Origin of the sequence: Poseidonibacter lekithochrous (assembly GCF_018861145.1) — a bacterium.
GTDB lineage: Bacteria > Campylobacterota > Campylobacteria > Campylobacterales > Arcobacteraceae > Poseidonibacter > Poseidonibacter lekithochrous_A.
The window spans coordinates 1-16,267 of record NZ_JAHKQT010000025.1; the positions used below are offsets into that span (position 1 = coordinate 1).

Below are 16,267 nucleotides of genomic sequence, written 5' to 3' on the forward strand. Positions count from 1 at the left end.
GTTTGAATAAGATGTTTTAAATTTCTTCCAAGCCTATCAAGTTTATAAACAACTAAAGTATCATTTTCTCTTAAAGCTTTTAAGCAATGTTCAAGTCCAGGCCTGTGATCTTTGGAACCAGATATTTTATCAGTATAAATATTTTCTTTATTAACACCTTCTTTTGTAAGTGCATCTATTTGTAAATCTAAAACTTGATTTCCATCTGCTTTTGAAACTCTTGCATATCCTATGAGCATTTTTATCCTTTTTTGAAAAGTGTATATTAAACGATGGTTTAGTATACATTGAGAAAATATATTAAATTATCATTCATTAGTGTATATTAATATGTAATTTATTCAAAGTATAGCAAACTACATATAAAATTTGATTAAATTACAAATATAAGAGAATTTGAAATTAAACATTTGTCGATTATAAAAAATAGCATTTTATTAAAATCTTATTGTGAGTTCTTAGAAGTTAAAAAATATATAAAGTACGTGAAATTATGTCATTAGTAAAAGATTATTTAAAAACCTGTATTTTTTTTGGAACATTCTCCAAAAACTACAGGTTGTTGAACTTATTTTTATAACTTATCTTTTAGTGTCCTGTTTTCTGTTGACAGATTAGAGTTTTATGAGGAAGAGATATAAATGTCTATTTATACAAGATAAACTATTTAACTTAGAATATTCTACAAAAATTACAATGTATAAGACGTCCCTATTGGTAGATTTTTTATAAATATTTAACATTTCAATATAATTCAAATTATAAAACTTAAAAATTTTATCTCATTAGATGTTAGGTCGTTTATATAATCTTTATTATTTGGCTTATTTTCAACAGTATTTAAAGTAATAGGATTGATTATTATACGTTTAATTAGCTATGATATAATAATTAAAAATGATATCTGGAGTGCTCTAAATATGATAAAATTTGAATTTTTACCAGCTGGTAGTGGAGATTGTATTTTTATTAATTTTGATAACACAAAATACATTTTAATAGATGGTGGATATGTAAATACATACAATCGTATTTTAAAAAATAAAATAAGTGATTTAAAAGATAAATCAAGTTTTCTTGATTTAATAGTTGTTACTCATATTGATAATGATCATATTAATGGTATTAAGAAATTATTTGGAGATGAATACAAAGATATAGTTAAAAAAGTATGGTTTAATTCCGGTATTATACTTAATAAGTATTTTGATAATAACTTTACATCGAATAAACTTGAATTGAATAAATCTCAAAATTATTCAGAAGAGATAGGATATACAGAAGGAATAAAACTAGAAGATTTATTAGATAATCTTAATATATCAAATAAGACACCTATTAAAGCTATGGATATAGTTAGTATAGATGATGACTTAAGTTTTAATATTTTATCTCCTGATAGTGATAGGTTAAGAGAATTAATTGAAGTATGGAATGACGAGTTAGAAAAGTTAGAGGAAAATGATTCTAATGAAGTATCATCTTATAATTATAATGATTATGATAAATCTATTGAAGAATTAGTTTCTAAAAATTTTGAATCTGATACTTCAATTACTAATGGATCAAGTATAGCATTTTTAATGAAGTATAAAGATCTTAAATTTCTTTTTCTTGCAGATGCTTTTGTAGATGTAGTTGTATGTTCACTTAAATCTTTCAAATATTCAAAAGAAAAACCGCTAAAAATTGAATTTGTAAAAGTTTCACATCATGGAAGTAAAAAAAATATAAATGAAAGTTTATTAGAGCTTATTGATACCGATACTTATATTATATCAACAAATGGAACTAAGCATAATCATCCTGATCAAGAAGCACTTAGTAGAATTATTATGTTTAATAAAGATAAGTCTAAAGTAACAAAAATTTATTTTAATTATGGCAAAGATGAATTCTTTCCCCATATATTTCAACAATATGAGAATGATTTTCTTATAGAAACTGATGAAAATTATGAAGTTTATATAAATAAAGAATATAATTTTATATTATATTTTCCAAAAGAGAATGGAGTAAATTTAGATTTCCCTATATAAATACTTGAATGTTACAGTTTAGAAACATATTAATTGTAAATTAAACTTGTATGATTAAATAGATGAAGAAGGTAGAATTATTAATGGTAGAATGTGATGATTTAAAAAAATATACAGTTAAAGTAAGTTATGTAAGACAAGGCAGTGGTATTATTTTTTTAGCAAATAAAAATAGTGAGTATTGCTATATTTTAACTGCTAAACATAACTTTAAAGATACTAACAAAGAGCTAATAAGTAGAGAAAAGTTAAATCTTAAAGATATAAAGATAGAGTATAAAAAATTTAAAAGTCACAGCTTTAAAAATATTCTATGTAAAGATGTAATTTATACAGAACATGATTTAGCAATTTTAATCACTTTAAAATCAGATGTAATAAAAGTTATAGAAGATATTGATATTTTAAGTATTTTAAATATTACAAAATTCGATAATTGTACCTTTAAGGGTTATCCATCAATCTCTCCTGAAAACAGTAGATGTTTACCTTCTAATTATTTAGAACAATCTGATGAATACGTTTTTACTATTGATGTTAGTAAAACGTTATCTTCTTTTGAACGAAGTGAATTTACGAATACTTCTGGTTTTTCAGGAAGTGGTATTTTAACTCCATTTAGCAATGACCCATATTTAGTAGGATTGATATTAAATGTTGAAAATGCTTTTAATGAGTTAATTTGTTTAGATCTTAGAAAAATTGATATTAATAGTTTTTTACAAGCTAATGATTATCCAATAATAGAAATATTAAATAAAGAGACCATTGAAAATGATGAAAATGAAAGAATAGACTTTATAAAAAGTGTTAGAACAAAACTATCTAGTGAAGAGTCAAGTCAATTAGAGACCTTATTGGAAAGAAAACAAATCCACTCATCTTCTACTAAGAAACTAGGTATGATTACTACAAAATCTTTTTCTGCAGAATCAGTTGATGTTGAAGTGAATGAGACTAAGAATTTAAATAATGAGATTGTTAAGTACTTAGAGAGTGGAAATGTAAAATTTGCAAAAGAGATGATAAAAGATATAGCAATACCAAATGGAGAAACTTATAGATTAAATTCATTAATATCGTTATATGAAAAAGATATAGATAGTGCAAATAAATTTATTGAATCTGCAAAAGAATATGAACTTAATTTAAAAGATTTAGAGTTTACTCAAGGTTTAATATATTATTTTTCATCAATTTTAGATGATGGGTATTCTAACTTAACGCCTTACCCTCTTGATAGAGTTTTTATAAAAAATGATATAAATAGTTTAGATAATATTATAAAAGCCCAATCAATATTTAGGGAGTTAACTCAGAAGAATGATAATATTGACTATGAGACGTGGTACTTAGCATCTTTACATTTAACTAATTTAGAGGAAACAAAAAACAAAGCTAAAGATTTTATTTCAAAATCTCCAAATCATTATGGGGCTATAACATATATAACAGCATATGATTTTAATATAAACCTTTCAAATAGTATAAAATATATTGAAAATATTGAGGATAAGACTCTTGAAAATATCTTTGATTTATTCAATTGTTATATTCATATTAAAGATTATAAATCAGTATTTAGATTATTAGAAGAAAATAAAGAAAAGTATAAAGATAAAGTATTGTTAGAAAAGTCTTATATAAATGCTTATATGGTTCAGGCTTTATTTGATAATGCCTTAGAAATAGCCAGAAATAGTGATTATAGTGAGATAAAAGAACTTGAAAAATCAATTATAATAGAAAAGCTTTATTCTAATAAACAATGGGATGAGTTAATAAAAATATATGAAGAAGATATTACTCCTCTAGGTTTATTTAACTTATGTAAAATAAAAGCTAATTTAAATGATTGGGAGTTTATTGCATTAAAAGTCGATGCTTTGATATCTAGTTTGAATATTAAAAGTGTATTTAGTCTTTCTATTACAGCTCTCTATAATAATAAAGAATATGAAAAATCATTGTTGTATATAGATAAATATAATGAAGCTTTTGGAGATTTAGATAAAAAGTTAAAGAGAATTCAGTCTAGCAGTTTAAATAAAATAGGAGAAACAAGTAAAGCTATTTCTATAGTTGAGAGCATATCTAAAAAAGATATAAGTGATATTCATAGTTTACTCTATCAATATAATAAAACTGGAAACTTTAGTAAAATAGAAGGTCTTGCACATGATCTTATAAAAGATAGTGAAATACCTGATGATGTGAAAATATCAACAGCACATCTATTAAAACAGAGAAATAAAACACTTGCAAAAAAACTTATTTCAAATATTGATATAAATAATTTAAGTAACGAACAAATACCAAGTCTAATACCTTTATCTCTTGAATTAGATAATAAAAAATATAATGAAGCATTATTCCCTAAATGGAATAACCTGATAGAAGAAGATCAAAAATATGGTATAAAGTTTAATAATATAGATGAGTTTATGCAATTTATGAAAGAAGAAGATAAAAGGTCGGTAGAGGTTTTTGAAAAATATAAGAATAATATTATTAGTTTTCATTTGCTTAATAACAGTAAAATTTATTTTGATAAATTATTTAATAACGTGAATTCTCATATTTTCATAAGAGCTGGGAATAAAGCTGAAATACAAATAATTGATGAAAATACAAAATACATTTATTTAGATGTTTCATCAATATTTATGCTTTTTCATTTAAATGTCTTAGATTTATTAATAGAACAATATGAAGTATATATACCACCTTATTTTATACAAATGATTAATAATGGTATGTACGAATATGAAAATGTTTGTAAAGAGTTAGTTCAAATATTAAATATTTATATAGAAAATAAAAAAATCAAATTTACTGAGGAATTAGAAGATAATGAACTAGAAGAAAGGGAAATTACTAATCTAGCCTTTCAAAATTTATTATCTCTTGCTAAAACAAAAATGAAAGATAATAGTATAGTTTTAGCTGATGATAGATTACTAAGTATTTATAGAGCATTTGATAATACACCTATTTATGGGATAAATGATTTATTAAAAACGTTTAATAGAAAAGAGTTTATTACTAAAGATGAATATTTTAAAAAAATTCTAGAACTTAGAAGAAAAAAACTCTTATATATACCATTTGAAAATGAAGAGTTTTTATTTCATCTTTTTAATGCATCCATAGAAGATAATAATATAATAGAAACGGATGAGTTAAAAGTTCTAAGAGAATATTTTATTTATCTATATCCGAATTTAAAATTTCTTACTCTACAAGATAATGATAAAAATAAAATTGAGGCTCATTATATTGGTCACTTACATACTTTCATTGGAAGAATATTTTTTGACATATGGAAAAGAGATAAAGATAACTGGAATGTGTATATTGATTATTTAGTTGAAAATTTTTTAGTTATGAATACAATTTATTTTGTTAAAGATAGAGTCAAAAATTATGCTGAAAACCATTTTACAGCGCTATCTTTATCTAGTATGTTATATCTTTCTATCTTTCATCTTTATGAAGACTTAGAAGAATATATTTATAGAATCAATTTTAGATTTTTAGAACCACTAGTTTATCGTGATAAAAATATTTTTAATGAATTAGTAACTGTTTTAAAATATAATCTAAATCAAGAATATAAAGAAGATAAAGAAGAAAATAAACTATTACAGACATTACATATTAAATTTATTAATTGTTTACCTGATAAATTAAAAAATGAAATTTTAAAAGATAATAAAATAATCAAAAGGTTTAACTTTATTCAAACAATTAAGTTAGAAGATAAATCTATAAATAGAAAAGAGCTATTAAAAAAAGTTAGTTTGGTTTTAAATGGTACTAGTAAAGAAATATTAACAGATGAGTTTGAAATATATTTAGAAGATAATACTTTATTAGTGAAAAATATATTAGATAATAATATTCAAACATTTTCTGATGAATTTTATATAATGTCACCATCTATAAAAGTGCAAAAAAGAGTTTTAAATAATAACTCAGATTGGTTTGACTTTAAAGAATCAGAGATAGTTAGGTTTCAAAAAAATATACTAGGTATAAATGAACCAATTGGAAGATATCTAAAACTTGAAAGTTATAGAGATATGAGTGGGAATAGTTATTATTCCTCTTTATATAGCCAATTAAAAGATTCTAATGAGATTGATTTTATAGAATTAATTCCAAATAGAGTTGAAATAATTGCTTCTCATTTTAGACTTTCAAAGAATGATGATTTTAGAACTAATAAAAAAGCAGCAAATAAAAGAATGTTACAAGAAAAAAATATTAGTGTGACATTAGAAAGATTATGTTCTTTACCACAAGAATTGCCAAATACTATAATTACAAAATTAAATAAATTATCTTATGTAAAGAAAATGGAACTATTAAGAAGCGTCAGAAATGTTGCTTCCACTCCTTTAAATAGATTTCATTTTATAAGAATTATTTCAAAATGTTTAGATAAGAAAATATCAAGAAGAATTATCAGGATAGCTATACTTAAAATGTCAAAAAATATTTTATTAGAAGTAAGAGCATATTTATCTTGCTATAAATGGGTTTACTATAAATTAAAATATGAATTTGAGTTAAATAATGAACTCCTTATTCTACTTAGTTTTGGACATACTGACAGACTATTTAGAAACTTTAAAGCTCTTAGCCTAGACCTTGAACAGCTAAAAAATGAATTTGAACAACGAAGAAGAAATTATTTAGATGAAATACTTGAAAAAAAATGTATGAATGATGTATTAGATCCTTTTGTAATAGATGAATTTAATTTCTTATTTAAAGGGTTGCACTATGCTTTAGAAGATAATATAGATTATATAAAAAATGACAAATTTATAGATATCATTTATTCTGATAGAAAACATGATATTCCCCATTTTGATTTATTAAAAGATAAATCATTATTAAATAATTGTTGTGATTCTTTTATGAATAAAGAATATTCTGAATTTTTTTCACATCTTATTGGTGATAAAAAAAATGTATTTTCAAAAAATTCAATTGAAGAATCAGTAAGTGAAATATTTAAAACATTAGCTGATAACCCTACAAAATACGGGGAATATAATGTTTTAAGTATAATTTTTAGTGATATTCCAATCTACAATCAATACAAAAATAATTTTATTGAACTAATACTACGTATTGATTTTTCAAAAATGGATGATACATACAAGTTAAGTGTGCTTAAATTTGCATCTAGTCAAAATGTATATTTTCAAGATGATAGTTTAGAGAAACATATAAGAAAAACTATTATTACTTTATGTAAAAGTTGTACTTTACAAGATAAGTTTATACAGTATTTTGATGTTTTAATTTATTTATCAATTGGAAATGGTAAGACTATTGAGAGTAAAATTTCATATTTACATATTTTATTAAAAGATTTAATAACTAATGAGAATAAAGTAATAATAAAAGATATAGTAAATAATTTGATGACTCAACTTCCTATAGAAGGATCAAATTTATTAATTGAATTATTGCTTGAATTAAGAAAATAAAATACTTGATCTGGCTACACTAAATAAGACATAGAATTCTAAATAATCTCTTCCTAAACCTCTTATATTTGGAGCACTTTTTACTAATAAAAAGCTTTTCCCAAAAAGACTTGAATTTTGGAACATATAGAAGTAGTCAAATTGACTACTTCTTTTTAGCTATATCTTTAATCGCTCTATAGATCGTATTACGAGCTACATGAAAAATCTTTGATAAGAATGCAACAGGTTTTCCTTTTTCATGCTGTTTGTATATAATATTCTTATCTTTAGTACTTAAAATTGCTTTTCTACCAAACTGAACACCTTTTTTCTTTGCAGCTTCAATTCCTTCTCTAACACGTTCATTTATTAAATCACGTTCAAACTCTGCAATTGCACCTAACATAGTAAATAATAGTCTGCCTGCTGGTGATGTTGTATCAATATTTTGATGTAATACTTTTAAGTTTACATCTTTGTTCTCTAAAAACTTTGCAATATTATGAAGGTCTATTACAGACCTTGCTAATCTGTCAAGTTTTGTAATATAAAGGACATCACCTTCTCTTACGAAATCCATCATTATCTTAAACTGTTCACGATCAGACTCATTCTTCCCTGACTTTTTTTCTGAAAAAATCTTTTCACAGCCTGAATTCTTGAGTTGATTAATTTGATTCTCAAGATTTTGACCAGCAGTTGAAACTCTTGCATAACCTACATTCATAATAAATCCTTTGTATTGAATTTACTATTTATCCCATATATTTGATGGAATGTAAAGTAATCTCTATTTGTATTAAAAAAATAGGATTTAATGAGACAGCCTTTATTAATAGATAAGTATAAACTAGAAATATACTAACAATTGACAAAATTACGATATTCATATATAATGTAATTATATAAAGGATATAAAATGACTCAGGCACAAATTAGTAAATATTTAGATATACCATTTACAACACTTAATGATTGGAAAAAAGAAGATAGTAATAGAAATAAACTATATCAGCTTCTTATCAATCTTAATGAAAAAGAAGTGCAAAATAAACTAAGTAAAAAAACTAATTATAGATTCTTTCATATCCTAAACAGAAACATTGATAAACCTTCAAAGTTTACAGCAAATGATATTAGAGAAGCTTTTGATAAAAAAGATTATCATGAAGCAACTCTTAGAGAACAAAGTATATATGCAAAGTTTTTTAAAGAACTTGAACCAAATGAATTAGATGAATTTATCAAAACCTTTAATGTATCAAAAAGAAATATAAAAAGTCTATATATATCTTCACCTTTTAGAAACTTATCCGGTGTTGCAAAAACTTGGGATAGAAGATTTAGACTAAAACATATTGATTCAAATATAGAAAATAAAAAAACTCTACCAACTGCTTTACAAAATATTTTAAATAGAAAAAACTTGACTCATGTATGATTTTTCTAAACAAAAAGCTATGCTTAATGCAACACTTCTACTTTTAGAAGAGAATAATTTAAATAAAGTATCAACTCTTGGTGGTGGTACTGCTTTAGCTTCTTATTATTGGAATCATAGATACTCAACTGATATTGATATTTTTATATATGATAAAGTTGATAAAAAACATTTACTAAAAGAATCTACATGGAGTGAAAAAGTAAAAACTGAAATGAAGTCTATTGGCTATAATGGTAATTTTAGGAATCATCCAATCTATTCTGAGATAGTTATAGATGAAGAATGTAAAATTCAGTTCTTTGATGTTGTAAAGAAATCACATATTCCTTATGTTAAAGTAAATCTATGGGGTCATGAACTTTTAATTGATACAGTAGAAGAAATTATTGCTAAGAAGATTTATTATAGAGCCAATAAAGGTAATTCAAGAGATTTGTTTGATATTGCAATTGCATTTCATAATGAGCCTGATATCTTAACAAAAACACTTCTAAAAAAAGACAAAGTTATTACTCTTTTCGAAACAGTATCAAATATTTATAATAACCGAGAATTAAAAGATTTATACCTAGAAGAAATACACCAAATGAATCCAAATAAAGAGTATGCGTTTTTAGCTATTAATACCATTGAGTACTTACACAAGATACTTGAGAATATTTGTGGAGCTTATAACATAGCTCATGATTTGTCAACTGAAGAGTATATTGAAATAGAAAGCTATGTTTGTTCTTCATTGACTTAATAGAGATATAGTAAACCTAATAAGAAATAGGACATAAAATACGTAATAGTTCAATCCTCAATCTTTTACTTTTAGAGTAGTTTTTAGTAATGGTAAGCTTGTTCTAAAAAAGAATTGGATTTTTGAACTTACGCCAGAAGGTACAGGTTTAGCAACTGTCTAGTTTATTGGGAACATTCCAAAGATTTAGTTTTGAATTGTTATAATGTATTAACATAATTTTTGGAGACTTTATGCAATTTACTTTAAAATCAGATATAGCAACCACATTCTCTCTCCCTGCACAACAAAACTCTTATCCCCTTATTAAGAATACAATGATTTCTTATTCGAGATCAGATGATGAGATAAATAATGCAATTGAATCTTTAGATGGAAAAATTTCTAATATTTGTGTGCATTTGAGTACAGTGCCAGATTTTATAGAACCAGAAAAGTGGTTGTTTGATGAATTAAAGTTATCCCAAAGTGTTAAACTCCAAGAACGTCCTTTAAAACCACATTATGACAAAATGGTAGGTTTAACTGAAGAGATACAGGTACACTTTATTTTCAATGTTTCTTATATTGATTTAAATGGTAAAACTATTGAGCAGACCTTTAAGTATAATGTGTCTATTTTGCCAGCTAACTATTGGGGTGGAGAATCAAGACAAGCAGAATTATTAGCTGCCTTTGTTCAGCCTAATGTACATACAGTGGAGATGCTTATATCCAAAGTATCTCAATTTTTAAAAAAATCAGGAAATGGGAGCTCTATTGCTGGGTATCAATCAAATACTCGTGAAGAGCCATTTATGTATGGTTCAGCATTATGGAGTATACTCTTTATTGAAAATATTTCATACTTAAGTCCTCCTAACGGATGGGCTTCTTATGGACAGCGTATTCGTTCTGCCTCAGATGTACTTAATTATAAAACAGCGGCTTGTCTTGATACCTCTGTTCTTTTTGCCAGTTGTCTGGAGAATATGGGACTTAATCCTATTATCGCTATGACAGAAAAACATGCTTTTGCTGGGTTTTGGCTTATTGATGAAACAATGCCTCTCTTAACAAATGATGATGCAATGGACTTGAGAAAACGTATAGCATCATCGGATATTGTGATGTTTGAGACAACACTTGTTACTAATGATAATAAAGTCACATTTAATCAAGCAATAGATTACGCTAAAGAACTTCTAAGTGAAGATAATGAAGATAACTTTGTAATGCTAATTGATATAAAGCAAGCTCGAAGTAGAGGAATTAAACCGCTTGCAACAATAGAAGAAAAAGCAAAACTTGAAAGTGAAGTAGAAACTATATCGGAATTAGAATTAGGTACAATCCCCGTATTACCAGCTGTACGTGTTGATGAACGAATTATTGATGAAACGCCAAAAACGAGGATTGAGTTATGGCAGAGAAAACTTCTTGATCTCACTAAGAGAAACCCTCTCCTAAATGTTAAATCTTCTGCATTAAAGCTTTATTGTCCTGATTTACCTACGTTAGAGGATAGATTAGCATCTGGAGAAAAGTTCAAATTTATATCATCGGAGGAATCTCCTCTAAATGACTTAGAACGTAGCACTGAAAGCTTTCGTTTATCCACAGGTAACAGTCTTCATTTAAACTTTGCTTTACAACAATTAAATCTAAATAATTTAATTGTAAATGACACAATAAACCGTACAAAATCAAAATTGGTAGAATTACTTAGAAAAGCAAAGAATGATATGGAAGAAGGAGGTAGTAATACTCTTTTTATATCATTAGGCATGTTACGCTGGAAAGAAGTGCCAGAATCAGATAAATCTTACAGAGCTCCGCTTATATTATTACCAGTCAAGTTAGAACGAAAAAGTGCACAAGCTAATGTTACGATGAGACAACTCTCTGAGGAAGAACCAATATTCAATCTTACATTGATTGAGATGTTACAAACTGACTACGATATTAACTTGAGTGATTTACAAGGGAATTTACCAGAAGATGATTCTGGAGTTGATGTAAACAAAATCTGGAGCATAGTACGAAGTGCCATAGCCGAACAACCTGGATTTGAAGTAGTAGAAGAGATAGTTCTAGGCTCATTCTCTTTTTCAAAGTATTTAATGTGGAAGGATTTAACAGATAGGGTAGATTTATTGAAACAAAACCCTTTTGTGGAACATCTCGTCGAACATCCATCCCAAGCATATCAGCAGGATACCGAATTTATCGATCAGCATGAGGTTGATGAGAAAATAACACCTGAAGAGTTTTATGCTCCACTTAATTGCGATTCATCACAGATGGTAGCGGTAGAAGCAAGTTCAAAAGAACAGGATTTTGTTCTTGAAGGACCACCGGGAACAGGAAAATCAGAGACAATCACAAACATGATATGTCACAACTTAGCACTTGGAAGGAAAGTTCTTTTTGTTGCAGAAAAAATGGCTGCCTTGCAAGTTGTATATAGACGAATGGAGAAAGTAGGGTTATCTCATTTATGTATTGAATTACATTCAAATAAAGCAAATAAAAAAGCAGTCCTTGAACAATTAAATAATGCATGGTCAAAACGAGAAAGTGCTTCACAATCTACATGGATAGAACGTGCTAAAAAACTCAAAGTGATTCGACATTCTCTTAATAATTATGTACATGAATTGCACAAAAAAAACTTATTAGGTTTTTCTGCTCGTCAAGCAATGTCAAGAGTTGTGCGTTATGAAAAACTACATCCACTTCGTCTTGAATGGAATGAGAATCCAGAACAAGCTCCTGTTCAAACTGAAGAGCAAGTAGATAAATTTTTACAATGTGCAAGAGAATTGGGAATCGCTTTTAGAGATGTTGTCGATATAGAACAAGGTGTATTTTCTAATGTTGAACAAGAGGATTGGTCGAACCAATGGCGTTCAGATATTATAGACTTATCGAGAAAGTTCGTGAATGCTACAACAGATTCTATAAATGCGAACAAAGAACTGCTAGAAGTTTTGGATATACAGCTTAATACTATTTCTCTATCAAGTGCAGAGCACTTAGCAAATGTATTGGAATTATGCCAATTAAGTATGGATAATAATTTAGAATTTGTTCTCAATGGTAGAGGTAAGGAGACATTATCTCAGTTAAGCTCTATCCAAGATCTTAACAATGAACTGCATAGCTTAATCAATGATTTTGGACATGGTCTCTCATTTAAACATTTGAATGAAAATCCTTGGCAAGATTGGATAAAGAAGAGAAACGAAGCAACTGGAATTTTTGGATTTATAAAGAGATGGAGTTTACACGGTGCAATCAAGAAAACAGGATTATCAAAAATAGATGACTTGTCTAAGTTAGAACAAGCGATTGATGCAAAAGTAGTATTAACAAAGATTACTCAGGAGGAAAGCTCACTTGAGACATCAAAAGTTTGGTTAGGCATTGAAATGCCGAAAGAAAAATTAGCAAAAGATATTGAGGCTGGGAAAAGGGCTTTAGAAATATATAAGAACTTAGTTTCTTTAGCAACTGATGCTATAGATGCATCCTCAAAAATTCGCCGCCTTTTTGTAGATGGAAGTGAATTTCTAATAACTTCTTCAAATCTATATACAGCTTCCAAAAAAGTGAAAAATAAATATGAAGCACTTATGAAATTGGCTGAACAATCAAATGCACAGCAAATTCATGTTGACCGAGAACTAGAATTAAATATTTTAAGCGATCAATTTAAAAATATTATTGATAATAGTGAAAAGCTTAATCGTTGGTGTCATTGGTTGAGTGCTAAAAAGAATGCACATAGTTTTGAACTCCTTTCACTTGCAGAGTCCCTAGAAAACCATCTAATAAAACCTGATGAATGTGAAGATAATGCTCTAACTGCACTGTCTATTTGGATTGCGCCAAGGATAATAGATAGATCTGAATCTCTCTCAAAGTTTATTGGCTCTAGCCATGACGACACTATTGGAAGGTTTAGAGAGTTAGATAGAGAAGTTTCGGAAACTACATCACAATATATTATTGCTCAAACAGCTGGAAAAGTACCTGATCGAGATTCAAAAGATACACCAAAAGAGTATGGAGTGTTGGCTCGTGAATTAGCTAAGAAGCAACGTCATAAACCTGTCCGAGCTTTAGTTAATGAAATGGGGGAATCTCTAACAGACTTAACACCATGTTTTATGATGTCTCCTCTTTCAGTAGCACAGTTCCTACCTGCTGATTTTGATCTTTTCGATTTAATTATATTTGATGAGGCTTCACAAATTACTACTTGGGATGCAGTAGGCGCTATAGCTAGAGGAAAGAATGTCATTGTTGTGGGTGACCCAAAACAAATGCCACCGAGTAATAATTTTGGTAGAAAGGATGACGATGATTCAGATGAAGCGGATTTAGAGAGTATCCTAGATCAAGCCCTGGCAGCTCGTCTACCACACCGAAGATTAACGGGTCACTATCGTAGTCGTCACGAAACTCTTATAGCTTTTTCTAATTCACATTATTATGAGAATGAATTAACCACTTTCCCATCTGCAGAAACGAAAGAAAGTGCTGTCGTACTTCATCGTGTTGATGGAGTTTATGCTAAAGGTAAAAGTCAGACTAACTCTAAAGAAGCACAAGTTGTAGTAAACGAAGTTGTTAGAAGGCTAGAAATGATGCTTCATGGAGCAAAAAGAGAATCAATAGGTATTGTTACTATAAACTCCAATCAACAACGTATGGTTGAAGATTTTATGGATGAAGCTCGTCGTCATAATCCTCATTTAGAAGAGTTTTTTGTTGCAACTGATACATACGAACCTGTTTTTGTTAAGAATTTAGAATCAGTTCAAGGAGATGAACGTGATATTATTATTCTGTCGCTTACTTATGGACCTACAGAATTAGGAAGTCGTACAATGAGTATGAATTTTGGACCACTTAATAAGCTAGGTGGAGAACGTCGTCTTAATGTTGCAATTACAAGAGCTACTACAGAAGTCCTAGTATTTTCTAGTTTTGATTCTAGTATGGTTGATTTATCAAGAACAAAAGCTATAGCGGTAGAACATCTAAAAAATTACTTAGAATTTGCAGAACGTGGTCCAGTGGCTCTTTCAGAGTTTGCTACTGCTAACCATGGTGTAGATCAGTTTGATTCAGATTTTGAACAGTCTATTGCTATGGCACTTCGGGAAAAAGGCTGGAAAGTACAACCACAAGTTGGAGTAACTAAATTTAGAATTGATTTAGGTATTGTTCATCCTGATTATCCTGGTGAATATTTAGCAGGTATAGAATGTGATGGTGCAACATATCATGGCTCTCCATCGGCAAGAGATAGAGATAGGGTTCGCCAAGTTATACTTGAGGATTTAGGATGGAAAATAATTCGATTATGGTCAACCGATTATTTCAATGAACCTGAATTTGCATTAAAAAAAATACTGAACCAACTTGATGAGGCTTTAATAAAAGATCGTCAACAAAGAGAAGAAGCAGCAATAAAAATACAGGACAATAGTAATCTAGAATCTAGATCAATTATAGATACTGAAGATGTAGAATATAATGAAGATAATAAGATTCAAGAAACTACAGACTATATGTCTGAAAAGCAGATTGCTAATCAATTACATATTAAAGAGCACACTTATAATAAAGACTTATATTTTAACAAAGAGCATGCCGATAATCTAAATAATCTGGCAAAAGACATCTTAGAACATAAAAATGGTATTACATTACATGAATTAGCACTGGATATAGCTAAAGTACATGGTTTAAGTAGGACATCCCGTAAACAAATAGAATATTTATTTAATCAAATATCTAAATGGGCAGGAATACGACAACATGAAAATGCCAAAACGACTGTATGGAAAAGTACTAAAGATATACTAGATGAGATTCCATGGCGTGGTCTAAATGCATTTGGAGAGGAGCGTTCATTTGAAGATTTACCATATGAAGAGCAAATAGGCATTGCAAGAGTAGCTATTTTAAAAGAAGTAACTGATCCTATTGATTGGTTATTCAATGAGTTTAAAATATCACGTCGTCATAATACAACAATGCAAACATTTCAAGAATGGGTAGATAGACTTAAAAAGTAAAGTGGTATATCTAATAGTGGCAATTAAATAGTGAATAATTAAAAACTGATTTGTCAACTCTAAATAGGATATAGAATTTTTGAATATTCTCTTCCTAAACCTCTTATATATGGAATACGAAGTACTCAAGCAAATTTTCGTGTTCCACAAAGTGTTCAAAAAGTAAAAACTGCAAAGTTCCATAAACTTTAAGAGATTATGGAACAAAAAGAGTGAGCTTTAAAATTATATATTTAAGTTTTTTCAATCTCTTAGGAGTATATAAAATTCTCGTCATAAATTATATTTATACTTTAATTGTGGCTAGAGAAAAAGCTCCCTACTTTTGAACTATATAACTTATTTATTAATATTCTTAGGAAATATTGTTTTTACATAAAAATAGATAACTATTGGCAAAACTGCAAAAAGTATTATAAAAGTTATCATACTAATTTTTGTTTGTATTGCTGTAAGCATAATAACAGCATAAACAA

Annotated in this window: 7 protein-coding genes; 5 read left to right on the forward strand and 2 right to left on the reverse strand. The window is 27.7% G+C overall.

Annotated features, from left to right (window positions below):
* On the reverse strand, nucleotides 1-239 hold a 239-nt coding region (locus KO488_RS10560), incomplete at its 3' end, for a recombinase family protein (RefSeq protein WP_216058777.1).
* 681 nt (nucleotides 240-920) lie between these two features.
* Between KO488_RS10560 and KO488_RS10565 the strand changes: the two genes are divergently transcribed.
* Both KO488_RS10565 and KO488_RS10570 read left to right on the forward strand, forming a co-directional pair.
* Entirely contained in the window at nucleotides 921-2,039 is a 1,119-nt protein-coding gene (locus KO488_RS10565; RefSeq protein ID WP_216058778.1) for a ComEC/Rec2 family competence protein, read from the forward strand.
* A gap of 62 nt (nucleotides 2,040-2,101) precedes the next feature.
* On the forward strand, nucleotides 2,102-7,546 hold the full coding sequence (locus tag KO488_RS10570) for a hypothetical protein (protein ID WP_216058779.1): 5,445 nt from the start codon (nucleotides 2,102-2,104) through the stop codon (nucleotides 7,544-7,546).
* Nucleotides 7,547-7,691: 145 nt separating this feature from the next.
* Here KO488_RS10570 and KO488_RS10575 read toward each other — a convergent pair whose 3' ends face one another.
* Nucleotides 7,692-8,255 carry a recombinase family protein gene (locus tag KO488_RS10575; RefSeq protein ID WP_216058780.1) on the reverse strand — a complete coding sequence of 188 codons (564 nt, stop codon included), beginning with the start codon at nucleotides 8,253-8,255 and terminating at the stop codon, nucleotides 7,692-7,694.
* Between the two features lie 192 nt (nucleotides 8,256-8,447).
* Between KO488_RS10575 and KO488_RS10580 the strand changes: the two genes are divergently transcribed.
* From KO488_RS10580 to KO488_RS10590, 3 genes are all read left to right on the forward strand, one after another.
* Entirely contained in the window at nucleotides 8,448-8,969 is a 522-nt protein-coding gene (locus KO488_RS10580; protein ID WP_216058781.1) for a hypothetical protein, read from the forward strand.
* Nucleotides 8,962-9,717, forward strand: coding sequence for a nucleotidyl transferase AbiEii/AbiGii toxin family protein (locus KO488_RS10585; RefSeq protein ID WP_216058782.1), 756 nt, complete (start codon nucleotides 8,962-8,964; stop codon nucleotides 9,715-9,717). Before KO488_RS10580 ends, KO488_RS10585 begins: the two co-directional genes overlap by 8 nt.
* 233 nt (nucleotides 9,718-9,950) lie before the next feature.
* A complete protein-coding gene (locus KO488_RS10590) occupies nucleotides 9,951-15,791 on the forward strand; it encodes a DUF4011 domain-containing protein (protein ID WP_216058783.1) in 5,841 nt (1,946 codons plus the stop codon).
* Nucleotides 15,792-16,267 lie beyond the last annotated feature (476 nt).